At 75.9% G+C, this 24,222-nt stretch carries 26 protein-coding genes and 1 pseudogene; 17 read left to right on the forward strand and 10 right to left on the reverse strand.

Annotation, left to right across the window (positions count from 1 at the left end; translation table 11 throughout):
* The first annotated feature begins 25 nt into the window (after positions 1-25).
* The 4 genes from trxB to OVA14_RS12165 are packed head-to-tail and all read left to right on the forward strand — an operon-like array spanning position 26 to position 3,489.
* Positions 26-1,006, forward strand: coding sequence for a thioredoxin-disulfide reductase (gene trxB / locus OVA14_RS12150; protein WP_267504099.1), 981 nt, complete (start codon positions 26-28; stop codon positions 1,004-1,006).
* The gene (gene arsB / locus OVA14_RS12155) at positions 1,003-2,088 is read left to right on the forward strand and encodes an ACR3 family arsenite efflux transporter (protein ID WP_267504100.1); all 1,086 of its coding nucleotides are present in this window, start codon (positions 1,003-1,005) and stop codon (positions 2,086-2,088) included. Before trxB ends, arsB begins: the two co-directional genes overlap by 4 nt.
* Positions 2,085-3,053: a metalloregulator ArsR/SmtB family transcription factor gene (locus tag OVA14_RS12160; RefSeq protein WP_267504101.1), complete on the forward strand. Its 969-nt coding sequence runs from the start codon at positions 2,085-2,087 to the stop codon at positions 3,051-3,053. The genes arsB and OVA14_RS12160 overlap by 4 nt, the downstream gene beginning before the upstream one ends.
* Before the next feature lie 25 nt (positions 3,054-3,078).
* Positions 3,079-3,489 (forward strand): arsenate reductase ArsC, encoded by a 411-nt coding sequence (locus OVA14_RS12165; RefSeq protein ID WP_267504102.1) that lies wholly within the window; start codon positions 3,079-3,081, stop codon positions 3,487-3,489.
* 69 nt (positions 3,490-3,558) lie between these two features.
* On the opposite strand, the gene OVA14_RS12170 is transcribed toward OVA14_RS12165, so the two are convergent.
* On the reverse strand, positions 3,559-5,079 hold the full coding sequence (locus tag OVA14_RS12170; protein ID WP_267504103.1) for a SulP family inorganic anion transporter: 1,521 nt from the start codon (positions 5,077-5,079) through the stop codon (positions 3,559-3,561).
* 165 nt (positions 5,080-5,244) lie between these two features.
* Here OVA14_RS12170 and OVA14_RS12175 point away from each other — a divergent pair, with 165 nt between their 5' ends.
* Complete coding sequence (locus OVA14_RS12175) at positions 5,245-5,616, forward strand: MerR family transcriptional regulator (RefSeq protein ID WP_267504104.1); 372 nt, start codon at positions 5,245-5,247, stop codon at positions 5,614-5,616.
* On the opposite strand, the gene OVA14_RS12180 is transcribed toward OVA14_RS12175, so the two are convergent.
* The gene (locus tag OVA14_RS12180; RefSeq protein ID WP_267504105.1) at positions 5,613-7,073 is read right to left on the reverse strand and encodes a dihydrolipoyl dehydrogenase family protein; all 1,461 of its coding nucleotides are present in this window, start codon (positions 7,071-7,073) and stop codon (positions 5,613-5,615) included. The two genes, OVA14_RS12175 and OVA14_RS12180, sit on opposite strands and share 4 nt — an antisense overlap.
* 149 nt (positions 7,074-7,222) lie before the next feature.
* On the opposite strand from OVA14_RS12180, the gene OVA14_RS12185 reads away from it, so the two are divergent.
* From OVA14_RS12185 to OVA14_RS12205, 5 genes are read left to right on the forward strand one after another with little or no spacing between them, the layout of a single operon-like run.
* Entirely contained in the window at positions 7,223-7,384 is a 162-nt protein-coding gene (locus OVA14_RS12185) for a hypothetical protein (protein WP_267504106.1), read from the forward strand.
* Positions 7,384-9,042: an FAD-dependent oxidoreductase gene (locus OVA14_RS12190; RefSeq protein WP_267504107.1), complete on the forward strand. Its 1,659-nt coding sequence runs from the start codon at positions 7,384-7,386 to the stop codon at positions 9,040-9,042. The genes OVA14_RS12185 and OVA14_RS12190 overlap by 1 nt, the downstream gene beginning before the upstream one ends.
* The gene (locus tag OVA14_RS12195; RefSeq protein WP_267504108.1) at positions 9,039-9,314 is read left to right on the forward strand and encodes a metal-sensitive transcriptional regulator; all 276 of its coding nucleotides are present in this window, start codon (positions 9,039-9,041) and stop codon (positions 9,312-9,314) included. Before OVA14_RS12190 ends, OVA14_RS12195 begins: the two co-directional genes overlap by 4 nt.
* 10 nt (positions 9,315-9,324) lie before the next feature.
* Positions 9,325-9,705 carry a rhodanese-like domain-containing protein gene (locus OVA14_RS12200; RefSeq protein WP_267504109.1) on the forward strand — a complete coding sequence of 127 codons (381 nt, stop codon included), beginning with the start codon at positions 9,325-9,327 and terminating at the stop codon, positions 9,703-9,705.
* Complete coding sequence (locus OVA14_RS12205) at positions 9,702-9,950, forward strand: YgaP-like transmembrane domain (RefSeq protein ID WP_267504110.1); 249 nt, start codon at positions 9,702-9,704, stop codon at positions 9,948-9,950. The genes OVA14_RS12200 and OVA14_RS12205 overlap by 4 nt, the downstream gene beginning before the upstream one ends.
* A 36-nt stretch (positions 9,951-9,986) precedes the next feature.
* Here OVA14_RS12205 and OVA14_RS12210 read toward each other — a convergent pair whose 3' ends face one another.
* Positions 9,987-10,658, reverse strand: a complete 672-nt coding sequence (locus tag OVA14_RS12210) for an HAD-IA family hydrolase (RefSeq protein ID WP_267504111.1) — start codon at positions 10,656-10,658, stop codon at positions 9,987-9,989.
* A 111-nt stretch (positions 10,659-10,769) separates the two neighbouring features.
* On the opposite strand from OVA14_RS12210, the gene OVA14_RS12215 reads away from it, so the two are divergent.
* Entirely contained in the window at positions 10,770-11,150 is a 381-nt protein-coding gene (locus OVA14_RS12215; protein ID WP_267504112.1) for a hypothetical protein, read from the forward strand.
* Positions 11,151-11,156: 6 nt separating this feature from the next.
* On the opposite strand, the gene OVA14_RS12220 is transcribed toward OVA14_RS12215, so the two are convergent.
* Positions 11,157-11,354, reverse strand: a complete 198-nt coding sequence (locus OVA14_RS12220; RefSeq protein ID WP_267504113.1) for a three-helix bundle dimerization domain-containing protein — start codon at positions 11,352-11,354, stop codon at positions 11,157-11,159.
* A gap of 163 nt (positions 11,355-11,517) precedes the next feature.
* On the opposite strand from OVA14_RS12220, the pseudogene OVA14_RS12225 reads away from it, so the two are divergent.
* Positions 11,518-12,105: pseudogene (locus OVA14_RS12225) on the forward strand (haloacid dehalogenase-like hydrolase); the annotation flags it as partial.
* A gap of 31 nt (positions 12,106-12,136) precedes the next feature.
* On the opposite strand, the gene OVA14_RS12230 reads toward OVA14_RS12225, so the two are convergent.
* The 4 genes from OVA14_RS12230 to OVA14_RS12245 all read right to left on the reverse strand — a co-directional run bounded on the left by OVA14_RS12230 (position 12,137) and on the right by OVA14_RS12245 (position 17,042).
* Positions 12,137-13,132: an aminotransferase class V-fold PLP-dependent enzyme gene (locus tag OVA14_RS12230; RefSeq protein WP_324288012.1), complete on the reverse strand. Its 996-nt coding sequence runs from the start codon at positions 13,130-13,132 to the stop codon at positions 12,137-12,139.
* Positions 13,133-13,432: 300 nt separating this feature from the next.
* Positions 13,433-14,188 carry a gamma-glutamyl-gamma-aminobutyrate hydrolase family protein gene (locus OVA14_RS12235; RefSeq protein WP_267504114.1) on the reverse strand — a complete coding sequence of 252 codons (756 nt, stop codon included), beginning with the start codon at positions 14,186-14,188 and terminating at the stop codon, positions 13,433-13,435.
* Between the two features lie 105 nt (positions 14,189-14,293).
* On the reverse strand, positions 14,294-15,385 hold the full coding sequence (locus OVA14_RS12240) for a PQQ-dependent sugar dehydrogenase (RefSeq protein ID WP_267504115.1): 1,092 nt from the start codon (positions 15,383-15,385) through the stop codon (positions 14,294-14,296).
* A 124-nt stretch (positions 15,386-15,509) separates the two neighbouring features.
* Complete coding sequence (locus OVA14_RS12245) at positions 15,510-17,042, reverse strand: amino acid permease (RefSeq protein WP_267504116.1); 1,533 nt, start codon at positions 17,040-17,042, stop codon at positions 15,510-15,512.
* Between the two features lie 229 nt (positions 17,043-17,271).
* On the opposite strand from OVA14_RS12245, the gene OVA14_RS12250 reads away from it, so the two are divergent.
* The 5 genes from OVA14_RS12250 (at position 17,272) to OVA14_RS12270 (ending at position 22,834) form a co-directional block, all read left to right on the forward strand.
* Entirely contained in the window at positions 17,272-18,150 is an 879-nt protein-coding gene (locus OVA14_RS12250) for a LysR family transcriptional regulator (RefSeq protein ID WP_267504117.1), read from the forward strand.
* A gap of 143 nt (positions 18,151-18,293) precedes the next feature.
* Positions 18,294-19,592, forward strand: a complete 1,299-nt coding sequence (locus OVA14_RS12255) for an aspartate aminotransferase family protein (RefSeq protein WP_267504118.1) — start codon at positions 18,294-18,296, stop codon at positions 19,590-19,592.
* Positions 19,589-21,073 carry an NAD-dependent succinate-semialdehyde dehydrogenase gene (locus OVA14_RS12260; RefSeq protein WP_267504119.1) on the forward strand — a complete coding sequence of 495 codons (1,485 nt, stop codon included), beginning with the start codon at positions 19,589-19,591 and terminating at the stop codon, positions 21,071-21,073. Before OVA14_RS12255 ends, OVA14_RS12260 begins: the two co-directional genes overlap by 4 nt.
* Before the next feature lie 115 nt (positions 21,074-21,188).
* Entirely contained in the window at positions 21,189-21,857 is a 669-nt protein-coding gene (locus OVA14_RS12265) for a response regulator transcription factor (protein WP_267504120.1), read from the forward strand.
* Positions 21,854-22,834, forward strand: a complete 981-nt coding sequence (locus OVA14_RS12270) for a sensor histidine kinase (protein ID WP_267504121.1) — start codon at positions 21,854-21,856, stop codon at positions 22,832-22,834. The genes OVA14_RS12265 and OVA14_RS12270 overlap by 4 nt, the downstream gene beginning before the upstream one ends.
* On the opposite strand, the gene OVA14_RS12275 is transcribed toward OVA14_RS12270, so the two are convergent.
* Both OVA14_RS12275 and OVA14_RS12280 read right to left on the reverse strand, forming a co-directional pair.
* Positions 22,831-23,685, reverse strand: a complete 855-nt coding sequence (locus OVA14_RS12275) for an FAD:protein FMN transferase (RefSeq protein WP_267504122.1) — start codon at positions 23,683-23,685, stop codon at positions 22,831-22,833. The genes OVA14_RS12270 and OVA14_RS12275 overlap by 4 nt on opposite strands.
* Positions 23,682-24,212 (reverse strand): FMN-binding protein, encoded by a 531-nt coding sequence (locus OVA14_RS12280; RefSeq protein ID WP_267504123.1) that lies wholly within the window; start codon positions 24,210-24,212, stop codon positions 23,682-23,684. Before OVA14_RS12280 ends, OVA14_RS12275 begins: the two co-directional genes overlap by 4 nt.
* Positions 24,213-24,222: the final 10 nt, after the last annotated feature.

Genomic DNA, 24,222 nt, shown 5'->3' on the forward strand with positions numbered 1-24,222 from the left:
CATCGACTTCTGTCAATATAGATACATGTCGAAGCAGAGCGAGCAGCTCCTCATCCTCGGTTCCGGCCCCGCCGGCTGGACCGCGGCGATCTACGCGGCGCGCGCGGGCCTCAGCCCCATCGTGATCGCCGGTTCGGTCACCGCGGGCGGATCCCTCATGACGACCACGGAGGTCGAGAACTTCCCCGGCTTCGTCGACGGCGTGCAGGGCCCCGAGCTCATGGCGTCCATGCGCGCGCAGGCCGAGCGCTTCGGCGCGCAGATCCTCCTCGACGACGCGGTCGAGGTCGCCCTCGCCGAGCACGTGAAGCGCGTCCGCACGGGGAACGGCCTCGAGCTCGAGGCTCCCGCGGTGATCCTCGCCACCGGCTCCGCCTATCGTCGCCTCGGCGCGCCCGGGGAGGAGCGGCTGAGCGGCCACGGCGTCTCCTGGTGCGCCACGTGCGATGGCTTCTTCTTCCGCGAGCGCGAGGTCGTGGTCGTGGGCGGCGGCGACTCCGCCATGGAGGAGGCGCTCTTCCTGACGCGCTTCGCTTCGAAGGTGACGGTGGTGCACCGCCGCGACGAGTTCCGCGCCTCCCGCATCATGGCGCAGCGCGTGCTGGAGCACCCCTCGATCGAGGTGGTGTGGAGCAGCGAGGTCCTGGAGTTCGTGGGCGAGGCGAAGCTCCGAGCAGTGCGGGTGCGCGACACGACGAACGGCGACGAGCGGGAGATCCCCGCCGACGGGGCGTTCATCGCCATCGGCCACGACCCTCGGTCGGAGCTCGTCCGCGGACAGGTGGCGCTCGATGCCGAGGGCTACGTGCTCGTCGAGCACCCGTCAACCCGCACGAGCCTGCCCGGCGTCTTCGCGGCGGGCGACCTGGTCGATCGCACCTATCGGCAGGCCATCACCGCGGCGGGCACCGGATGCGCCGCCGCGCAGGACGCCCAGCACCACCTCGCGAGCCTGCCCGAGCGCAGCGTCGAGCACCGCGCCGAGCCGGTCGGAGCGGCGGCATGAGCGCCGATCCGGCACGCCTGTCGGCGCTCGATCGATGGCTGCCGCTGTCGATCGCCGCAGCGATGGCCGCGGGCCTCGCGCTCGGCGCCCTCGTGCCCGCGCTCGGACCGCTGCTCACCGGCCTCGAGGTCGGCGGCATCTCGCTGCCCATCGCCGTGGGCCTCCTGGTGATGATGTACCCCGTGCTCGCGAAGGTGCGCTACGACCGCGTCGCGGCCGTCGCAGGCGACCGCAGGCTGCTGCTGGCCTCGCTGGTGCTGAACTGGGTCGTGGGCCCCGCGCTCATGTTCGCGCTCGCCTGGCTGCTGCTGCCCGACCTGCCCGAGTACCGCACGGGCCTCATCGTCGTCGGACTCGCGCGCTGCATCGCGATGGTCGTGATCTGGAACGACCTCGCCTGCGGCGACCGCGAGGCCGCAGCCGTGCTCGTCGCGCTCAACTCCGCGTTCCAGGTCGTCGCGTTCGCGCTGCTGGGGTGGTTCTACCTCGCGGTGCTGCCGGGCTGGCTGGGGCTCGCGGAGCAGTCGCTCGACGTGTCGATGGGCGAGATCGCGGGCAACGTGCTCGTCTTCCTCGGCATCCCGCTCGTTGCGGGCCTCGCCTCGCGCTGGGTCGGGGAACGTGCTCGCGGGCGCGAGTGGTACGAGTCGCGCTTCCTGCCCGCCGTCGGCCCATGGGCGCTGTACGGTCTGCTCGCCACCATCGTGCTGCTCTTCGCGCTGCAGGGCGAGCGCGTGCTCGCCCAGCCGCTCGACGTCGCCCGCATCGCGCTGCCGCTGCTCCTCTACTTCGCCATCATGTGGCTCGCGGGGCTCGCGCTCGGGCGCTGGCTCCGCATGGGCTACGCCCGCTCGGCGACCCTCGCCTTCACGGCGGCGGGCAACAACTTCGAGCTCGCGATCGCAGTCGCCATCGGCACGTTCGGCGTCGCCTCCGGCGAGGCGCTCGCGGGCGTCGTGGGCCCGCTCATCGAGGTGCCCGTGCTCGTCGGCCTGGTCTGGGTCTCGCTGCGGCTCGGCCGCGCCTGGTTCGCGGACGCGCCGCCGACCGCCGCGCGCGAGCTCCGGGGGGCGGATCGATGAGCGTCGAGCCCGAGGCCTGCGCCCCGACCGCATCGCACGCGATCGGCGAGCGCGCCGCGACCGCGATCGCCGCCACCCTCAAGGCGCTCGCCGATCCGCTGCGGCTGCGGATGCTCTCGGCGATCGCGACCGATCCTCGTGGTGAATCGTGCGTGTGCGACCTGGCGGCGCTCGCCGAGGTCTCGCAGCCCACCGTCTCGCACCACCTGAAGGTGCTGCGCTCCGCCGGGGTGCTGGATGCCGAGCGTCGCGGGACCTGGGTCTGGTACTCCGTCGCCCCGGCCCTCCTCCCGGCCGTCCGCACGCTGCTCGAATCCTTCGGCCCCGCCGCCGCGGCCCCTCGGGCGCGCGCCTACGGCGGCCTCGAGGACGTCGACGGCGCCCTCACGCAGCTCGCCGATGCCCTCGCGCTCCGGAACCCGGCCCTGCGGCCGGAGCTCGTCGCCTCGATCGTCCGGGAGTCGTATGCCGGGCTCGCGCGAGGGGCCCGCGTCACCGCGCACCTGGTGCCGCTCACGGAGCGCTTCGCGCGCCAGCGGCTCGCCGACCTGCAGCGCGAGCGCAGCGGTGCCCGCCCGCAGGTGCTCTTCGTCTGCGTCGCGAACGCCGGGCGCTCCCAGCTCGCCGCCGCGCTCGTGCAGCAGCGCTCGGGAGGCCGGATCGTCGCGCGCTCCGCGGGCTCGAACCCTGGCGACGCCGTGCACGAGGGCGTCCTGCCCCTGCTGGAGGCGATCGATTCCGACGCAGCTGCCGCCGCGTACCCGAAGCCGATCACCGACGACGCCGTGCGCGCTGCCGACGTCGTCGTCACGATGGGGTGCGGCGACGTCTGCCCCGTGCTCCCCGGCGTCCGCTACGAGGACTGGGCGGTCGGCGACCCGGCCCTGGCCTCCCCGGAGGGCCTCGCAGCGATCCGCGACGACATCGAGGCGCGCGTCGAGCGACTCGTCGCCTCCCTCACCTGACCCCTCCACACGATCGGAGCCCACCATGCCCACCACCCCCACCGTCCTGTTCGTCTGCGTGCACAACGCGGGCCGCTCGCAGATGGCCGCCGGCTTCGCCCAGGCGCTCTCGGGCGGCGCCGTCGAGGTGCTCTCGGCGGGCAGCGCCCCCAAGGACGCCATCAACCCCGTCGCGATCGAGGCGATGGCGGAGCTCGGCATCGACATCGCCGGCAACCAGCCCAAGGTGCTCACGGTCGAGGCCGTGCGCGAGTCGGATGCGGTCATCACCATGGGCTGCGGCGACGCGTGCCCGATCTTCCCCGGCAAGCGCTACGAGGACTGGGAGCTCGAGGACCCGGCCGGCAAGGACATCGAGACCGTGCGCCGCGTGCGCGACGAGATCAAGGGCCGCGTCGAGGCGCTGCTCGCCGAGCTGCTGCCGGAGCGCGGCTAGGCACGGCGGAGGGCGGGCGGCCGGTCGGTCGCCCGCCCTCGTGCGTGCGGCGCGTCGTGGATCGCGGCGTCAGTGCCCCGCGCCGAGGTTGCCGGCGAGGCGCTCGCGCATGCGCACGCTCGCGTCGTTGAGGCCGCGCAGCTCGACCCGCGTGCCGAGGCGGGCGTACTTCGTCTCGATGGCGTCGAGCGCCGCCACGGTCGACGCGTCCCAGATGTGCGAGCGGCCGAGGTCGATCACGACGCGGTCGGGGTCGTCGGCGTACGCGAACTGCGTCGTGAGGTCGTTCGACGAGGCGAAGAAGAGCTCGCCCTCCACGGTGTAGCGGGCGGTCGCGGCGCCGTCCTCCTCGACCAGCTCGCGGGCGACGGTCGCGAAGCGCGCGACGCGGCGCGCGAAGAGCACCATCGCGGTCACGACCCCGACGCCCACGCCGATCGCGAGGTTGTGGGTCGCGACGACCACGACGACGGTGACGACCATGACGACCGTCTCGCCGAGCGGCATGCGACGGAGCGTCGCGGGCGCGACGCTGTGCCAGTCGAAGGTGCCGACCGAGACCATGATCATGACCGCCACGAGCGCAGCCATGGGGATGAGGGCCACGACGTCGCCGAGCACGACGACGAGCAGCAGCAGGCAGACGCCCGCGAGGAAGGTCGAGACGCGCGATCGTGCGCCCGAGGCCTTCACGTTGATCATCGTCTGGCCGATCATGGCGCAGCCGCCCATGCCCCCGAAGAGGCCCGAGAGCACGTTGGCGACGCCCTGCCCCCACGACTCGCGGGTCTTGCTGGAGCGCGTGTCGGTGACGTCGTCGACGAGCTTCGCGGTCATGAGCGACTCGAGGAGGCCCACGAGCGCCATGGCGAGCGCCGTGGGGCCGATGATGCCGAGCGTCTCGAGCGTGAGCGGCACGGCCGGCACGAAGAGCTCGGGGAGGCTGCGGGGCAGCTCGCCCTCGTCGCCGACGTTCGGCACGGCGGCGAGGCCGAACGCGAGCACCACGCCCGTGAGCACGACGATGGCGACGAGCGGAGCCGGCACGACGCGGGTGAGGCGCGGGAGCAGCACGAGGATCGCGAGCCCCGCAGCGACGAGCGGGTAGACGAGCCAGGGCACGCCCAGGAGGTGCGGCACCTGCGCCATGAAGATGAGGATCGCGAGCGCGTTCACGAAGCCGACCATGACGCTGCGCGGGATGAAGCGCATGAGCTTGGCCACGCCGAGCAGGCCGAGCACCACCTGCAGCACGCCCGCGAGCAGGACGGTGGCGATGAAGTAGTCGAAGCCGTGGTCGCGCATGACGGGCGCGATCACGAGCGCGACGGCGCCCGTCGCGGCGGAGATCATGGCGGGGCGGCCGCCCAGGAACGCGATCGAGACGGCCATGACGAACGACGAGAAGAGGCCGACGCGCGGGTCGACCCCGGCGATGATCGAGAACGAGATGGCCTCGGGGATGAGCGCGAGCGCGACGACGAGCCCGGCGAGGGCCTCGCGCGTGAGCAGCCGCGGGCTGCGCAGGACGGCGCGCACCGAGGACTCGTCGATCGTGCGCCGCACGGGCGCGGCGGTGTGCTGGGACATGGGTCTCCTGTCGGGAGGGCGGGCCGCGCGGACGCACCGAGGCGGCAGAGGAGGCGAGCGCGTCGTCGCGCGGGGTCGGTCGCGCCTCGGCCAGGATGGTCGGCGGGCGCGAGCCCGATGCAGCGATACTACCCTGACGTGAGGGGAGAGTTGACGAGGATGGCCATGACCGACCGCACGATGCACATCGGCGAGCTCGCCGAACGGGTGGGGCTCTCGCTGCGGAGCCTGCGCCACTGGGACGAGGTGGGCCTCGTGCCGCCCTCCGGCCGCACCGACGGCGGCTTCCGCCTCTACACGGAGGCCGACGAGGCGCGCGTGCGCGTGCTCATGCGGATGAAGCCGCTGCGCTTCACCCTCGAGGAGATGAGCGAGCTCGCGCGGGCGCTCGACGCCTCCCCCGCCGATCCCCTCGCGGCGATGCCCGCCGATCGCGCCGCCTGGTTCCGCGTCGAGGCGCTCGCGCGTCGCGAGCGCGTGGCCCGCGACCTCGCCGACGCGGATGCGACCGTCGCGCTCCTCGGGGGCGGCTCCTAGCGGAGCACGGCCGGCTCGTCGCGCTCGGCGAGCGCCGCCCGCGCCGCGAGCCCCACGATCGCGGTGTAGCTGGGGTAGGCGAAGCGCACCCGCGCGAGCGTCGCGACGTCGATGCCCGCCGCCATGGCGGTCGTGACCGACTGGATCACCTCGATCGCGTTCTCCCCCACCGCGTGGGCGCCGAGGACGAGCGCGCGCCTGCCGTCGACGACAAGCTTCAGGAAGCCGCGCGCGCGGTCGTCGATGACGGCGCGGTCGAGCTGCGCGTAGTCGACGGTCGCGACGACGCAGCGCGGGTCGCGCTCGCGCGCCTCGGCCTCGGTGAGCCCGACGCCCGCGTAGTCGGGGTCGGTGAAGCCGCCCGCGGGCAGCAGCAGGTGGCCGGTGCGGCGCGCCTGGCCGAGCACCGCGTGCTCCGCCGCCGCCTCGCCCTCCGACTGCGCCGCCTGCACGAGCATGTCGCGGCCGTTCGCGTCGCCGACCGCGTAGATGTGCGGCACGGCGCTGCGGAGGTCGCCATCGACCGGGATCGCAGAGCGCTCGAGCGCGATGCCCGCGCGGTCGAGGCCCAGGTCGACGACGTCCGGCGGCCAGCCGGTCGCCATGATGACGGCATCGAAGCGCTCGGCGACGGGCGCGCCGCCGGCGTCCCGCCACGCGAGCTCGATGCCGTCGCCCGCGCGCTCGAGGCGGTCGACGCCCGCGATCCCCGTGCGCACCGTCACGCCGGCGTCGCGGAACGCGGCCGTCACGGCCTCCGAGATCGCGGCGTCGGAGGGCATGAGGATGCGCGGCGCGACGTCGAGCAGCGTGACGCGGGAGCCGAACGCGTCGAGCACCGTCGCGAGCTGCGCGCCCGTGTTGCCGCCGCCGATGATGGCCGCGCGCGCGGGCAGGGACGGCAGGTGCAGCACCTCGTCGGGCATGGTGGCGAGCTCGGCGCCCGGCACCGGCAGGCGCCTGGCCCGCCCACCCACGCAGACGAGGATCGCCTCGGCGCGGATGCGCCGGCCGCTGTCGAGCACGAGCGTGCGCGCGTCCTCGAAGCGCGCCCTGCCCTCCTCGACGAGCGCGACGCCCGCCGCGGCGAAGCGCTCCGCCTCCCGCTTCACGGCCCGCACCCGGTCGACCCGGCCGTGCACGCGCTCGACGACCGTCGGCCAGTCGACCGCGACGCCCTCGACGGCCACGCCGTGCTCGCCCGCGGTGCGCGCGTCGCGCACGAGGCGCGCGGCCTTCGCGAGCACGCGCGTGGGCACGCAGCCGCTGTTGACGCACGTGCCGCCGAGGTGCGCGGCCTCGAGCACCACGACCGAGGCGCCGAGCTCCGCGGCGCGGAGCGCCGCGGCCGTGCCCGCGGGCCCCGCGCCGATCACGGCGACGTCGAAGGCCTCGGGCTCCGCGGACGCGTCCGGCGCCCGCCCGCCGCGGCCTCCTCCAGCATCCGTCGCGTCCACGATCGCTCCTGCCCGCGACCGCGCCTCGGCCGCCCTGGTCGCATCGAACACGGCGGAGGTCGGCGGCGGCTCGGAGGCGGCTGAGGGCTCACTTGCGCGCGGATACCCCCGGGGGTATCTTGAAGGCTTACGACGAGAGGATCCCCACCATGTGCCGTGCCGTCCGCTGCTCCACCTGCGGCAAGACCACCTGGGCCGGCTGCGGCCAGCACGTCGCCGACGTGCGGCGCACCGTGCCCGCGGGTCAGTGGTGCTCGGGCCACGAGGCGGAGCCCAAGCAGGGCTTCCTCGCGCGCCTCCTGGGCCGCTGATGCGCGTCGTCATCGTGGGCGGCGTCGCCGCCGGCATGTCGGCCGCCACGCGCCTGCGGCGCCTCGACGAGCGCGCCGAGATCGTCGTGGTCGAGCGGGGCGAGCACGTCTCCTTCGCCAACTGCGGGCTGCCGTACCACCTGGGCGGCGTGATCGAGCACCGCGACGCACTGCTGCTGCAGACGCCGGAGTCGCTCGCGGCGCGCTTCCGCATCGACGTGCGCGTGCGCACGGAGGCCGTGGCCATCGACCGGGAGGCCCGCGCGCTCGCCGTCGTCGACCTCGCCACGGGCGAGCGCTCCTGGCTCCCCTACGACCGGCTCGTGCTCGCCACGGGCGCCGACGCCATGCCCCCGCTCCCGGGCGGCGGCACCCCCGTGCACCAGCTGCGCACGATCGCCGACATGGACGCCGTCCTCGCGGTGCTCGAGGCGGCGCCCGAGGGCGCGCCCGTGCTCGTGGTCGGCGCCGGCTTCATCGGCCTCGAGGCGGTCGAGAACCTCGTGGCCCGCGGCCAGCGGGTGACCCTCGTCTCGCGCGGCGACCGGCCGCTCTCTCGCCTCGACCTCGCGCTCTCCGAGGCCGTCTCGGACGCCCTCGAGCGCCACGGCGTCGAGCTGCTGCTCGGCACCGTCGTCGACGAGGTCGTCGCGGGCGGCGCCCGGCTGTCCGACGGCCGCACCCTCGACGCGGCGCTCGTGCTCGACGCCCGGGGCGTGCGCCCCGCCGCGCGGCTCGCCGCGGACGCCGGTCTCGCGCTGGGGCCTCGCGGCGGCATCGCGGTGGACGCCTCCCATGCCACGAGCGACCCCGCGATCCTCGCGGTCGGCGACGCCGTCGAGCAGCGCGACGCCGTCGACGGCGCACCCGCGCTCGTCGCGATGGCGGGCCTCGCCAACCGGGGCGGCCGCGAGGCGGCCGACGCCATCGCGGGCCTGCCCGTGGCGGCGGCGCCCGCGCTCGGCACCGCGATCGTGCAGGTCTTCGACCGCACGGTCGCCATGACGGGCTGGAGCCCCGAGCACGCTGCCGCCCAGGGCCGCCCGCACCGCGTCGTGCGCACCCACCCCGCGCACCACGCCGGCTACTACCCGGGCGCCGAGCAGATGTCGATCGTGCTCGTCGTCGACGAGGCCGACGACCGCATCCTCGGCGCGCAGATCGTCGGCGGCGCGGGCGTCGACCGTCGCATCGACGTGCTCGCGGTCGCGATGCGCGCCGGCCTCACCGCCTCGTCGCTCGTCGACCTCGAGCTCGCCTACGCGCCGCAGTTCGGCTCGGCGAAGGATCCCGTGAACCTGCTCGGCATGGTCGCGCAGAACCGCGCCTCCGGCGTCGCCGCGGCGATCGCCTGGCACGACGTCGAGGCCGCCGTCGCGGCGGGCGCCGTCGTCGTCGACGTGCGCACCGAGGCGGAGCACGACCGGGGCGCGATCCCCGGCTCCACGAGCATCCCCGTCGACGCGCTGCGCGAGCGGCTCGACGAGCTGCGGGGCCGCGAGGTGATCGTCCACTGCCAGGTGGGCCAGCGCGCCCACGTGGCGCAGCGCATCCTCGCCCAGCACGGCGTGGCGGCGCGGAACCTCGACGGCGGCTGGCTCACCTGGCGGGCCGGCGACCGCGCGCGCAGGCGCGCCCGAGCACTGGAGCACGCATGATCCCCACCGCCGCCACCCCGGATGCGCAGCGGCGCATCGCCAACCGCCTGAAGCGCGCCCGCGGGCAGCTCGACGCCGTGATCGCCGCCGTGGAGGCGGGCGGCGAGTGCCGCGACGTCGTCACGCAGCTCGCGGCGACGTCCAAGGCGCTCGACCGGGCGGGGTTCGCGATCGTCGCGAGCGCGATGGAGCACTGCGTCGCCGACGACGACGAGCGCACCCGCGACGAGCAGCTCGCCGAGCTCGAGAAGCTCTTCCTCTCCCTCAGCTAGGAGCATCCCCATGCATGCACGCGCCCGATCCCGCGCCGCCCTCGTCCGCCTCGCCGCCGTCGCGGTGCTCGCACTCGCCCTCGCGGGCTGCACGAGCGCGCCGGAGCCCGTGGAGGTGCCCGCCGACGCCGTCGTCATCGACGTCCGGACCGCCGCCGAGCACGCGCAGGGCCACCTGGCAGGCGCGACGCTGCTCGACGTCTCGAACGGCGACCTCGAGGCGGCCATCCCGAGCCTCGACCCCGACGCTGCGACCTTCGTCTACTGCCGCTCCGGCAGCCGCTCGGCCAGCGCCGCAGCGATGCTGCGCGAGGCCGGCTTCACCGACGTGACCGACCTCGGCTCCCTCGACGAGGCCGCCGCCGCGACCGGCATCGCGATCGAGCGATGACGGATCCCGTCGTCGGGAGCGGCCATCGCAGGCACCGGCCCCGGATCCGCTGCGCGGCGGGCACGGGCGAGCGGATCGCGCAGGCGGCCGTAGGCGTGCTCGTCGCGGCGTTCGCCCTCAGCCCCTCCACGGCTCCGACTGCGGCCGTCGTCGCAGGCATCGCGGCCGCCGTGCTGCTCGTCGGCGCCTGGCGGGGCTGGTGCCCCGGCTCGCTCGCGGCGCGCTGGGCGGGCCGAGCGCGCTGATCGTGCTGCCTGACCCGACGGCCTGACCGGACGGCCTCAGCCCAGGCGCACGCGGAGGCCCCCGTCGTCCGGCAGGGCGCGGAGCCCGCGGAGGTCCGGGAGCACCGCGTGGGCGCGGCCGAGCGCCTCCGCGGGGTGCGAGGTGGCCACCCCGAGCGTCGTCGCGCCCGCCGCGAGGCCCGCGTCGACACCGGCGGGCGCGTCCTCCACGACGAGGCACCGCGCGGCGTCCACGCCGAGCCTCGCCGCCGCCAGCAGGTAGCCCTGCGGATCGGGCTTGCCGCGGTCGACGTCCTCCGCCGCTACCAGGACGCGCGGCACCGGCAGGCCCGCCGCCGCGAGCCGCGCCTCCATGACCGCGCGTCGCCCGGAGGTCACGGCCGCCCACGCGTCCTCAGGCAGGCCGTGGAGCAGCGCGGCGACGCCGGGGAGCGCCGCAGCGTCGCCCGCCTCGGCGTCCTCGATCGCCTCGACGTCGCGGAGCGCCGCCCCGCGCCGCTCCGGGGGCACGAGCTCGGCGATCGTGTCGTCGCTGCGGCGGCCGTGCGAGACCGCGAGGATGCTGGCGGGGTCGATCCCCCACTGCCCGCCCCAGGCGCGCCAGATGCGCTCCACGGCCGCCGTCGAGTCGACGAGCGTGCCGTCGATGTCGAACAGGATCGCCGCGACCTCGATCGTGCCCGTGCCGTGCTCCGTGCGCTCCGCCATGGCACCACCGTGGCACAGGGCGAATCGTGCGCGCAGCGCGCGGCGCGGATCGTGCGCGCAGCGCAGAGCGTGGACCCGGAGCGCGTCAGCGGTCGCTCCTACGGTGGCCGCATGACGATCCGCCCCGCCGAGTGGGATGTGCTGCACCCGCTCGACGGGCACCGCATCGCGATCGTCCGCCTCGTCGCGCTCGGTCCGCGGCGCGAGCCCTACTACCGCGCCGTGACGCCCGAGGCCGACCGGGCCGAGCGTCGGCTCATCGGGTACTGGGCGAGCGTCGACCACGCGCACGACGGCGTGCTCGCGCTCTACGAGCGCGCGTCGGGCCGCTCGACCTCCGGGGGCGGCCGTGCCCCCGCGCGCCCGCTCGTGCCGCAGAAGCCCCCGCCGTGCGCGGGCCCGGCCGTCGCCCAGCGACCGACAGGGGCAGCCCCGCCCGAGCAGCGGCACGGCTACGCCGCACGGCCGCTGCGGCACGCCGCGCGGGCGTGAGCGCCCTCAGCCGCGCTTCAGGCGACGCTTCGTCGCGCGCTCGGTGAGCACGAGCAGGAAGTCCTGCACGGGGCTCTCGGCGATCGCCGCGAGCTCCTCGCGCGCGATCCGCTCCACCTCGGCCGGCGATGCCTCGGGCTTCGCGGCCGTCAGCTTCGCGACCACCTGCGACACGATCTCCTCGTGGTCCGCGATGCCGCTCATGGCGCGATCATCGCACGCCATCGCCCCGACGCGCCCACGGGCGTCCGGCGCCAAGCCGCGCGCCGTGCTCGCGCCGCGCGTCCGGCGCGCCAGGCTGGGCCCGTGATGGACGCGGTGCTCGACCTCGACGGCGTGCTCTCGACGCGCGACACGGTCGCGACCCTCCTGGTGGAGGCCGCGCGCCGGCAGCCGCGGCGGGCGACCGGCAGCCTGCCGCAGGCTCGTGCGCTGGGTGCTCGCGGGCGGCGACGTCGCGCGGCACGCTGCGGCCTCCCGCGCGGTCGCCGCGGCGATGCTGCGCGGCATGTCCGAGGCGGAGTACGAGGCGCTCGCACGCGAGGTCGGCACCCGGATGGGGCGCACGGCGGCGCGCGCATCGATGGTGAAGATCGCGCGGGAGCTCGCGGCCGAGGGCGCCCACGTCGTGGTCGCGACGGGGTCCGAGCACCGGCTCGCCCGCGCGTTCCTCGACTCGGCGGGCGTGCCCCGCGACCTGCTGCTCGCCTCCACGCTCGCGTGGGGTCCCGGCGGCCCCGCCTTCGACCGCCACATCCGCGGCGCGAGCAAGCTCGAGGCGCTGGTGCGGGCCGGGATCGACGTGGGCGCGCGCCGCTTCTGGACGGACTCCGCCGACGACCTGCCCACGGCCGGAGCGGCGGCCGGGCTGGTGCTCGTCGCCCCCTCGCGCCGCTCCGAGGCGGCCTACCTCGCCGCCGGCCTGCCCCACGAGCTCCTCGAGGGCCGAGGCTGACCGCGCGGCCCCGCCAGGCGCGTGGCGCCGCTCAGAGCACCGCGTCGAGCCCGGCCAGGAGGCGGTCGACCTCGGCGTCGTCGGTGTAGGCGGCGAGGCCGATGCGCAGACCGCCCGGCGCGCCCGTGGCGAGCGCCCGGAAGGGCTCCTGCGCGTAGAACGAGCCGGCCGGCACGAGCAGGTCGTGCGCGAGGAGCGCCCGGTAGGCGTCCGCGGCGTCGACGCGGGTCGGCGTGAGGAACAGGGTGGGCGTGCGCCTGGCGGCGATCGAGTGCAGCACGAGGCGGTCGCCCAGTGCGCGGAGGCCCTCCTCGACGCGGCCGCGGAGTCGCAGCTCGTGCGCGTGGATGCGCGCGTGCGCGTCGAGGATGCGCTCGCGCCGCGAGCCTCCCCGCGCGCCGAGCCCCGCGAGGAAGTCGACCGCCGCGGTGACGCCCGCGAGCAGCTCGTACGGCAGCGTGCCGAGCTCGAAGCGCTCCGGCACCGCGTCGGTGGAGGGCGCGAGCTTGTCGGGGCGGATCGTCTCGAGCAGGGCCGGGTCGGCGACGAGCGCGGCGCAGTGCGGGCCGAAGAGCTTGTACGGCGAGAGCACGAGGAGGTCGGCGCCGAGCGCCGCGAGGTCGATCGCGGCGTGCGCGGCCAGGTGCACGGCGTCGACGTGGACGAGCGCCCCCACCGCGTGCGCGCGGGCCGCGATGCGCGCGACGTCCGGCATCGTGCCCAGCAGGTTCGATGCGCCCGCGACCGCCACGAGCCGCGTGCGCTCGGTGACGACGTCGTCGAGCGCCGTCAGGTCGAGGTCGGCGGTCGCCGGGTCGAGCCGGAGCCAGCGCACCGTCGCCCCCGAGGCCTCGGCCGCCTGGATCCACGGCCGCACGTTGGCGTCGTGGTCGAGCTCGGTGACGACGACCTCGTCGCCCGGCCCCCAGGGCCGGCCGCCCGTGCCCTTCGCGAGCGCCCGCGAGAGGTCGTAGGTGAGCTGCGTGGCCGAGCGGCCGTGCACGACGCCCCGCGGATCGCCGCCCACGAGGTCGGCGACGGCGGCCCGGTAGGCCGCGACCGCCTCGTCGGCGTTCCGCTCGCTGCGCGCCCCGTGCCGCGGTTCGAGAGCGGGGCGGTGAGCGTGCGGGCGATCGCCTCGGCGACGACCGCGGGCGTCTGCGTGCCGCCCGGGCCGTCGAAGTGCGCGATGCCGGAGGCGAGCGAGGGGAAGGCCGCGCGGACGGCGGCGACGTCGTAGGCGGCGGTCGCGTGGGCGGCGCTCTCGGGGGCGGCGGTGTCGTGGGGCATGGGGGTCCTCTCGGCTCGCGGGCGGGCTCTCCGGACGCTACTGCGCTGCGCGCCGCTCCGCGATCGCGGCGCGCAGCAGGGCGAAGGGCGCGGCCCGGCGCGCGTCGCGACCGTCGTCGGCGCTCGCGGGGCGGGAGACCTCCGGGTGCCACTGCACGCCCAGCAGCCAGCCGCCGCGCTCGGCGCGCACGGCCTCCACGAGCCCGTCGTCGCCGGTCGCGACGGGCACGAGGCCCTCGGCGAGGTCGCGGATGCCCTGGTGGTGGGCGGAGGCGACCACGGGCCGACCGGTGCCGTACGCGTCGGCGAGCGCGTCGCCCTCGGCGACCGCGACCTCGTGCCAGGAGAAGAGGCCCTCCTCCCCCGCGTCGTCGCCCGGAGCACGCTTGTGGGCGACCTCGGTGGGCGCGAGGTCCTCGTGCAGCGTGCCGCCGAGGCCGACGTTGACGACCTGCAGGCCGCGGCACACCGCGAGCAGGGGCGTCGCCGTCGCGCGGGCGTGCTCGAGCACCCGGAGGTCGAGGTCGTCCTGCTCGGGGTTCACGTCGTAGACGGGCGCCGCGGCGTCGCCGCCGTAGCGCGCGGGATCGACGTCGCCGCCGCCGGGCAGCACGAAGCCGTCGAAGCGACCGAGGTCGGCGTCGTCGGCGCCGATGACCTCGACCCGCACGCCGGGCGCCTCGGTGAGCGCGACGATCGCCTGCAGCAGGCCGTCCGCGAGCGCGACGCGGGGATCGGCGCCCTCGAGCGGCGAGAGGCGGGCGGGGATGCCGATGACGGCGTGCTGCTGCATGGTGCTCCTCGGTGACGGCGGACGCGGCGACCGCGCTCCGAGCATCCCGCATCGCGCGCGTCGCGCGGCGCACGCGCCGGCGCGGCGAGGACCGGCGTCGGCGGCCTACGGCAGCGGCACCCGAAGGATGCGGTCGTCGCCCTCGCGCGGCTGCCCGCGGCCGTCGGTGTTGTTCGTGAGCGCCCAGAGCGCGCCGTCGGGGGCGACGACGACGTCGCGCATCCGCCCCTGCCCCGTCAGCAGGTCGGAGGCGGCGCCCAGGTCGGCGAGCGGCACCGACCGCAATCGCGCGCCGCGCAGGTTGGCGATGACGACCGCGTCGCCCGCGACCGCGATGCCGCTGGGGCTCGCCTCCGCGGGCGACCACTGCTGCACGGGGTCGACGAAGCCCTCCTCGCCGGCGATCCCCTCGACGACCGGCCAGCCGTAGTTCGCGCCCGGCTCGATGACGTTGAGCTCGTCCCAGGTGTCCTGCCCGAACTCGCTCGCGAGCATCGTGCCGTCCGCCGTCCACGCGATGCCCTGGGGGTTCCGGTGGCCGAGGCTCCACACGGGCGAGCCTGCGAACGGGTTGTCGGCGGGCACCGAGCCGTCGGGCGCGATGCGGAGGATCTTGCCCGCGAGCGAGGCCGGATCCTGCGCGAGCGCCGGGTCGGCGGCGTCGCCCGTGGTCGCGTAGAGCATGCCGTCCGGCCCGATGGCGATGCGGCCGCCGTCATGGTTGCCGGCGGCGGGGATGCCGTCGAGGATCGTCGTCGCGCCGCCGAGCGCGAGGCCGCCCGTCGAGCCCTCGAGCGCGTAGCGGTCGATGCGGTTGCCGGCGTCGGTCGTGAGGTAGGCCAGCAGCGCGCCGTCGGCGACCGCGATGCCGAGGAGGCCGCCCTCGCCCCGCGCGGCGACGTCGGCGACGACGCCGACCTCGCGGATCGCGCCGTCGTCGGCCACCTCGAGGATCCGCGCCGAGTCGCGCTCGCTCACGAGCGCGACGCCGTCGACGAAGGCGATCGACCAGGGGGCGTCGAGGCCCTCGGCGATCGTCGCGACCGCCTCCGGTCCGTCGCCGGGCGTCGCCGCGGCCGTCTGGCGGGCCGGGGGCGGCGCGGAGGGGGTGCCCGCCGAGCAGCCGACGAGCAGCGCGGCGGTGGCGAGCGACGCGACGAGCGGCGCCGCGACGGCGGGAGGGCGACGGGAGGGCATGTGCCGAGCATCCCAGTGCCTGCCGAGCGGCGGCCGAGCGCGCGGCCGAACCGCCCCCGAGCGCGGCCGAGCGCGCGGGAGGGCGCGGAGCCGCAGCCCCGCGCCCTCCCGCGCGCCCCGCCGGCTACTGGTGCTCGGCGCGTCCGGCCGCGCCGGCCCCCTCCTCGGCGCGCGCCGGATCGGCGGCGTCGCCGCCCCGGATGCCTGCGGCGGCGAGGTTGCGGCGCACGATGGGCCAGAACAGCACGAGCGCGCCCGCGGCGATGCAGCTCGTGAGCACCTGCGTGCGGCCGCTCTCGGTCGTGAGCATGATGCCGACGATGCCGATCGCGCCGAGGATCACGACGATGTTGAGCCACGGGAAGAGCCACACCTTCAGCGTGAGCGCCTCGCGCTCCTCGGGGGTCATGCGCAGGCGCAGGCGCCACTGGGTCACGGCGATGAACACGTAGACGAACAGCGCCACGAGGCCCGTGGAGTTCATGATGAACTCGTAGATGCCCGAGCCCGGCGCCAGGAAGTTCACGACGGTGGCGACGAGGCCGCCGACGGTGGAGGCGACGACCGCGAGCACGGGCACGCCGCGGCTGCTGCGCTTCGCGACCGCCCTGGGGGCGAGCCGCTGCTCGGCGAGCGCCGCGAACATGCGCGAGGCCGAGTACGTGCCCGAGTTCAGCACCGAGATGACCGCGGTGAAGATGACGAGCGACATGATCGTCTCGGCGCCAGGCACGCCGAAGAGGTCGAAGACGTAGCTGAAGGGCGCGATAACGTCCGGCGAGGGCAGCTCGTCCCACGGCACGATCGTCACGATGATGAGCACCGCGCCGACGTAGAAGAGCATGACGCGCCAGATGACGGTGTGCGCCGCCTGCTTGACGCCCTTGGCGGGGTCCTCCGACTCGGCCGCGGCCATGACGGCGATCTCGGTGCCGAAGTAGGAGAAGAGCACGAGCGCGACGCTCGAGAGGACGACGCCGAAGCCGTTCGGCATGAAGCCGCCGTGCGACCAGAGGTTGTCGACCGAGAGCGTCGCGTCGGGCCACAGGCCCAGCACGAAGAGCACGCCGGCGGCGAGGAAGACGACGATCGCGACGACCTTGATGCTCGCGAGCCAGAACTCCGTCTCGCCGAACGAGCGCAGCGAGATGAGGTTCGTGGTGACGAAGATGGCGAGCAGGATGAGCGAACCCGCCCAGGCGGGCAGCGCCGGGAACCAGCTGTTCAGCATCCCGCCGCCGACGACCGCCTCGTAGGCGATGACGCCCACCCAGAAGTACCAGTAGAGCCAGCCGACGACGTACGCGGCCCAGTTGCCGAGGCCGACGCGGGCGTACTCCATGAACGAGCCCACGGCGGGGCGCGCAGCCGCCATCTCGCCCAGCATGCGCATGGCGAGGAAGACCAGCAGGCCGCCGATGAGGTACGAGAGCGTCGCCGCGGGGCCCGTCGTCGCGATGATGTTGGCCGAGCCGACGAAGAGGCTCGCGCCGATGATGCCGCCGAGCGTGATCATCGTCACGTGGCGGGAGCGCAGCTTCTTGCCCGCGCCCGCCTCGGCGGCTGCGCCCTCGGCGGCCGCCCCCTGGGGCGGCTCGGTCGTGGCGGGGCGGTCGGCGCGGGCGCGGCGCCCGCCGATGCCGGGGATGCGTGCCATGGCAGCGCTCCTTCGTCCGTGGGTGCTGCCGCGCGGGCGTCGCGCGACGCCTGCCGACACTACGCGCCGGGCCATGCGCCCGCGCGCGGCGCCCGGGCGGCGCCCGCGACCGGTGGTCGTCGGGGATCGTGACGGATCGCGCCCCCGCCTACTGTGGTGCTGACGGATCCGCGCGGCCGCCGCGCCGCGCGTCAGGGCGCAGCCCGGATGGCCACGAGACGGAGGCGCGATGCTCGACCTGCACCGGCTGACGCTGCTGCGCGAGGTGTGGCTGCACGGCGGCATCACGGCCGCGGCGCGTGCGCTCTCCTACAGCCACTCGGCCATCTCGCAGCAGCTCGCGCAGCTCGAGCGCGAGACCGGCACGCAGCTGCTCGAGCGCGTCGGGCGCACCGCGCGCCTCACGCCCGTCGGGGTCGAGCTCGTGCGCAACACCGAGGCGATCCTCGCCGCGGTCGAGCGGGCGGAGGCCGACCTCGCGACCGCGCACGAGCGCGCGCAGGGCGTCGTGACGCTCGCGGCCTTCGCGTCGATCAGCCGCATCGCCCTGCCGGGGGTGCTCGCGCGCCTGCGCGAGGAGTACCCGGGCCTCGACGTGCGCATCCGCCTGTCGACGCCCGAGGAGGCCGCGGCGCAGCTCGTGAGCCACCAGGTCGACGCGGTGCTCACCGACGCCTTCCCCGGCACCGCCGACAGCCTGGGCTCGGGGGTGCGGTCGTGGCTGCTCGCCCGCGACCCCATCCGCTGCTACCTGCCCGAGGGCGTCGACCCGGGCGACCTCGAGCAGCTGCGCGCGGTGCCGTGGGTCATGGAGCCCGCCTCGGCCGCGTCGACCCAGTGGGCGCTGCGCGTGTGCCGCGAGCTGGGCGTCGAGCCGCGGATCGCGCACGAGTCGTCGGACGTGCTGTTCCACCTGCGGATGGTCGAGGGCGGCCTCGCCGCCGCCTTCCTGCCGGACACCGTCGTGCGGGAGGCCGGCGCCTCGCTGCGGCCGAGCGACGTGCTGCCCGCCGATCAGCACCGCAGCATCCTGTTCGTCGCGCGGGCGGGCGCCCATCGGCACCCCGCGCTCGAGGCGCTGCGGCACGCGGTGGAGCGCGAGCTCTAGCGTCAGGGAGCCTCCCGCTGATGCGTCAGCAGAAGCGACGAGCAACGGTCAGGAAGCGTCGCTTCCTCTGACGCGACGCGCGGCCTAGCGTGGCAGCCAGCGGTGCCTGGGCACCGCGACGCATCGTCACGAAGGAGTCTCCGATGACCGTCACCGACGCCACGCGCGCCGCCGCCCCCGGCCGCCTGCTCGACGCGCCCGCCCTGTGGCCCGCGCAGGCGCACACCCCGACGGTCATCGGCCGCCAGCTCGTCATCGAGCGCGGCGAGGGCGCCTACGTCGTCACCGCCGACGGCCGCCGCCTCTTCGACGGCACCGCGGGCCTCTGGCACGCCAACGTCGGCCACGCGCACCCCGAGCTCGCGCGCGCCGCGTTCGAGCAGATGCAGCGGCTCGAGACCTACCACCAGTTCGCGCGCTACACGAACGATCGCGCCCTCGCGCTCGGCGAGCGCCTCGCGGGCATCTCGCCCATCGCGCGGCCCAAGGTGCTGCTGAGCTCGGGCGGCTCGGACGCCGTCGACCTCGCGTGCAAGATCGCGCGCCGCCACTGGCAGCGCGAGGGACGCTCCGAGAAGACCGTCATCCTCAGCCGCGAGTTCTCGTACCACGGCCTCCACGCCTACGGCACGAGCATCGCCGGCCTCGACTTCAACCGCGAGGGCTACGGCACCGACTCCCTCGTGCCCGAGACCGCGCGCGTGCCGCTGCACGACCTCGACGCGCTCGAGGCGACGATCGCCGAGATCGGCGCCGAGCGCATCGCCGCCTTCGTCACCGAGCCCGTGCAGGGCACGGGCGGCGTCAACCCGCCGCGACCGGGCTACTTCGAGCGCCTCCAGCGCATCCTCCGCGAGCACGACATCCTGCTCGTGCTCGACGAGGTCATCACGGGCTTCGGCCGCACCGGCACGATGTTCGCCGCCGAGCGCTACGGCATCGAGCCCGACCTGCTCACCTTCGCGAAGGGCGTCACCTCCGGCTACGCGCCGCTCGGCGGCGTGCTCGCCGCGCCCCGCATCTGGGAGCCCTTCTTCATCGACGCGGCCGAGACGCCCGTGCTGCGCTGGGGCGCCACGTACTCCGGGCACGCGACGGCCTCGGCGGTCGCGCTCGCGCACCTCGACATCCTCGAGCGCGACGCGCTCGTGCCGCGCGTCGCCGCGCTCGAGCGCGTGCTCGAGCTCGAGCTCGCGGGCCTCGCCGCGCGCCGCCCCGAGGTCGTGGAGGTGCGCTCGGCCGGGCTCCTCGGCGGCGTCTCGCTCGTCGACGGGCTGCCCGCCGAGCGCGTGACCGACGCGCTCGTCGAGCTGGGCTTCATCTCGCGGCCGCTGCGAGGCAACACGCTGCAGCTCAGCCCGCCCTTCATCGTCGACGACGCCGAGATCGTCTCGTTCGTCGCCGCCATCGAGCACGCGATCGCCGAGGAGGCCGCACGATGACCACGACCGCCCCGCAGCAGGCGCTCGTCGCCGCCGATCCCGAGCGCGTCGCGAACGCCGATCGCACGATCGCACGCATGGCGCTCCCCGCCGAGGGCCTCGCCGTCGAGGACCCCTCGACGGGCGAGCGGATCGCGACGATCGTCGACGTCGACGTCGACGGAGCGCTCGAGGCCGTCGCCGTCGCCGACGCCGCTGGCCGCGCCTGGGCCCGCACGACCCCGCGGCAGCGCGCCGACGTGCTCCACGCCTGGTACGCGATGCTCATCGACCGCGCCGACGAGCTCGCGCACCTCATCGTGCGCGAGATGGGCAAGCCGCTCGCCGAGGCGCGCGCCGAGGTGCAGTACGCCGCCGACTTCGTGCGCTGGTACGCCGAGGAGGCCGTGCGGCCCCGGGGCGACTACCGCGACGCCCCCGGCGGCGGCGCCCAGATCGTGACCCGCCGCTCCCCCGTCGGCCTCTCGGTGCTCATCACGCCCTGGAACTTCCCGCTCGCGATGGCCACGCGCAAGATCGCCCCGGCGATCGCGGCCGGCAACGCCGCGATCGTGAAGCCCGCGACGCTGACGCCGCTCACGACGCTGCTCGCGGTCGAGCTCGGCCGCCGCGCAGGCATCCCGGAGGAGCTCGTGCACGTCGTCACGACCTCCCGCTCCTCCGCCTTCAGCGAGGCGGTGCTGCGGGATCCGCGCGTGCGCAAGGTGTCGTTCACGGGCTCGACGCCCGTGGGCCGCACGCTGCTCGCGCTCGCCTCCGAGCAGGTGCTGCGCGCCTCGATGGAGCTGGGCGGCAACGCGCCGCTGCTCGTCTTCGACGACGCCGACCTCGAGCGCGCCGTCGAGGGCACGCTCGCGGCGAAGCTGCGCAACGGCGGCCAGTCGTGCGTGGGCGCCAACCGCATCTACGTGCAGGACGGGATCGCCGACGCCTTCGTCGAAGCGCTCGCCGAGCGGCTCGCCGGCATCCGCGTGGGCTCCGGCTTCGGGGAGGGCGTGCAGCTCGGACCGCTCATCGACGACCGCGCCGTGCGCTCGATGGCGGCGCTCACCGAGGACGCCGTCGCGCGCGGCGCCGAGCTGCGCACGGGCGGCTCGGCGATCGCCGGCGCGGGCCACTGGTTCCAGCCGACGCTGCTCGACCGCGTGCCGTCGGACTCGCGGATCGCGCAGACCGAGATCTTCGGCCCCATCGCGGCGGTGCAGCGCTTCTCGACCCAGGCCGAGGCGATCGCCCGCGCGAACGACACCGAGCTCGGGCTCGCGGGCTACGTCTTCACCGAGTCGCTCGACCGCGCGCTCGACGTCGCCGACCGCCTCGAGACCGGCATCGTCGGCATCAACCAGGGTGTGCCCTCGAACGCCGCGGCGCCCTTCGGCGGCATCAAGGCCTCCGGCATGGGCCGTGAGGGCGGCGCCGAGGGGCTCGAGGAGTACGAGAGCATCCGCTACTACAGCATCGCCCGCCGCCGCACGCGCTGAGGACGGCGTCGCTCGGGTCGCGCGTCCGGCGCGCGCCCGGCGACGTCTCGGGCGCGCCCTGCGCGCGCCCGGCCCGCGCGCGCCACAATCGGAGCATGCACCCGGGAGCCGCACCGTGACGAGCCCCTCGCGCGCGCCGAGACTGCTCTACGTCGAGGACGACGCCGAGATCGCGGCGATGACCTGCGAGGTGCTCGGCGAGCACTACGCGGTCGACCACGTGGTCGACGTGCGCGGCGCGCGCGAGCGGATCGCCGCCGACCGCTACGACCTCGTGCTCGCCGACCGCCGGCTGCCCGACGGCGACGGCCTCGACGTCGTCGCCGCGCTCCGGCGCGCCCGCATCACGACGCCGGTGCTGCTGCTCACGGCGCTCGACGCCGTGCGCGACCGCGTCGCGGGCCTCGACGCCGGCGCGAACGACTACCTCGCCAAGCCCTTCGACTTCGACGAGCTGCTCGCGCGGCTGCGCGCGCTGCGGCGCGGGTTCGCCGCGGGCGCCGAGCGCCGCGAGCTCGGCAGCTGGACCTTCGTGGCCGACCCCGCGGCGCTCTACGGCCCCGACGGCAGCCGGGTGCCGCTCACGGCGACCGAGGCCGCGCTGCTCTCGCTGCTCGCCGAGAGCCCCGACCACGTCTTCTCGCGCGACGAGATCCTCGCCTCGGTGCTGCGCGGCCAGTCGACCGGCTCGGTCGACGCGCTCGTGCACTACGTGCGGCGGAAGGCCGATCCCGGCATCGTCGACACCGTGCGCGGCCGCGGCTACCGGATCGGGGCGCCGTGAGCGCCGCGCCCGACCCCGACGAGCGTCGCGTGCGGCAGGCGGCGCTGCGCGTCGGCCTCTGGATCGCCGCGGCCTCCGCGGCCGCGATCGCCGTCGGCGTCGCCGTGCTGCTCGCCGCGGTGCTGGGGCGCTCGCGGCCCGAGCGGCACGAGGGCGGGCCCGTGCCCGACGGCGACCGCGTCGTCGTCGACGTCGACGACCTCGTGCCCGTCGTGCTGCTGCTGGCGCTCGCGGGCGTCGTCCTGCTCGCAGGCATCGCGGTGCTCGCCGCGCGGCGCGCCGTGCGCCCGCTCGCGGAGGCGCTGCGAGGGCAGCGCGCGTTCGTCTCCGATGCGAGCCACGAGCTGCGCACGCCGCTCACCGCGCTCTCGAGCCGCATCCAGATCGTCGAGCGCCGGCACGCGCGCGGCGAGCCGATCGACGAGCCGCTCGGGCGGCTGCGGCACGACGCCGCCGTCATGGACGACGTGCTCACCGACCTGCTGCTCGCGGCCGAGGGCGCCGGGGCTGCCGAGCGCAGCGCGGCCGTCGGCGCGGCGATGCGGGAGGCCGCGGCGCTGCTCGAGCCGCTCGGCGAGCCGCGCGGCGTCGCGATCGCGCTGCGCGACGAGGCCGGCGGGGCCGAGGTGCCGCTCGCGCCCGCGACCCTCTCGCGCGTGCTCGTCGCGCTCCTCGACAACGCCATCCAGCACGCACCCGACGGCTCGACCGTGACGCTCGCGGCGGCGATCGAGCACGACGGGATCGTGCTCCGCGTCGTCGATCGCGGCCGGGGGATCCCCGAGGCCGACCGGGAGCGGATCTTCGAGCGCTTCGCGCGCAGCGGCGAGCACGGCCGACGGCGCGGCTTCGGCATCGGGCTCGCGCTCGTGCGCCAGGCCGTGGAGCGCGCGGGCGGCGACGTGCGCGTCGAGGCGAGCTCGGCGGACGGCACGACCTTCCGCGTCGTCCTGCCCGCGGCGCACGCGCGCCGCTAGGCCGCCGCGGCCCCGACGACCTCGGCGGGCCCGCTCCACCGCCGCACGCGGCCCTCGGGCGCGACGACCAGGCCGCAGCGCGTGCTCGCCTCGGCGATCCAGCCCAGGTCGTCGGCACCCGCGACGACGGCCGCGGTCGCCCAGGCGTCCGCCTCGGTCAGCCCGTCGGCGACGACCGTCGCGGCGAGCGCTCCCCGGGCTGCCAGGCCCGTGCGGGGATCGATGATGTGCGCGCCGCGCTCGGCGGTGCCCGAGGTCGCGACGGCGCCGTCGACGACGTCGACGACGGCGAGGAGGCCGGCCCCGGCAGGTGCGCCGCCGCCCTGCCCCTCGGGGCGCCGCGGGTCGGCGATCCCGATGCGCCACGACCAGTCGGCCCCGGCCGCGGTCGCGAGCTGCAGGTCGCCGCCCGCGCCCATCCCCGCGGCGATCGCGCCGGGCGCCTCCAGCAGCGGCACGAGGCGCTCGCGCACGGCGCGCTCCACGGCCCAGCCCTTCGCGATGCCGGTCGGGTCGAAGGCGAGCGGATCACCGGGGCCGCGCCAGCCGGCGCTCACGAGGCCGCCCGTCGCGCGCTCGAGGGCGGCGCTCCGGGTCGCGAGCTCCCTCACGAGCGGGTGCGCGTCCTCGAGCCGCAGGCGACCGTCCGCGATCCGCCGCACCTCGGAGTCGTCGCGGTAGGTCGACGCGAGCCGGTCGATGAGGCGCATCTCCTCGACGGCGGCGTCGATCGCGCGCTCGACCGCGGGCACGAGCCGCGGCGCGGCCTCGGGCTCGAGGTGCACGTGGACGCTCAGCACCGTGCCCATCACCTGCTCGACGCGCACCACCCGGTGCGTCGGCAGGGTCATGCCCGGGCCTCGTCGAGCGCGCTCTGGAGCGACTGCTCGTAGCCGCGGCTCGTGAAGGTGGCGCCCGAGACCATCTGGACGTCGTCGCCCTGCGCCTCGAGCGTCGCGGCGACGAGCCGCGGCACCGCGAACTCGTTGATCTGACGATCGCGCGAGTTCGCGTCGGGGTAGGTCGGCACGTCGACGGCCGTGATGGTGCCGCCGCAGACGGTGATCGCCACCTGCACGGGGCCGTAGCGCGTCTGCACCGCGTCGCCCGTGTAGGTGCCGTCGGCGAGGCCTGATCCGGCTGCCGCGCCCGACGCGTCGCTCGAGGGTGCCGCCTGGCCTGTGCCGTCCTGGGCGGTGCCGGAGGCCGAGCCGGAGCCCGTGCCCGAGCTCGTGCCGGTGCCCGACGACGCGCTCGCGTCCGCCGCGCCGCCCTGGTCTGCGAGCACCTGCACCGCCTCGCCGGTGGAGGTGCGGTACCCCAGCAGCAGGACGAGCCCGGTCGCGGTGGCCAGCAGGCTGTAGATGATGCGCTTCATGGCGTGCTCC

Source organism: Agrococcus sp. SL85 (assembly GCF_026625845.1).
Classification (GTDB): domain Bacteria; phylum Actinomycetota; class Actinomycetes; order Actinomycetales; family Microbacteriaceae; genus Agrococcus.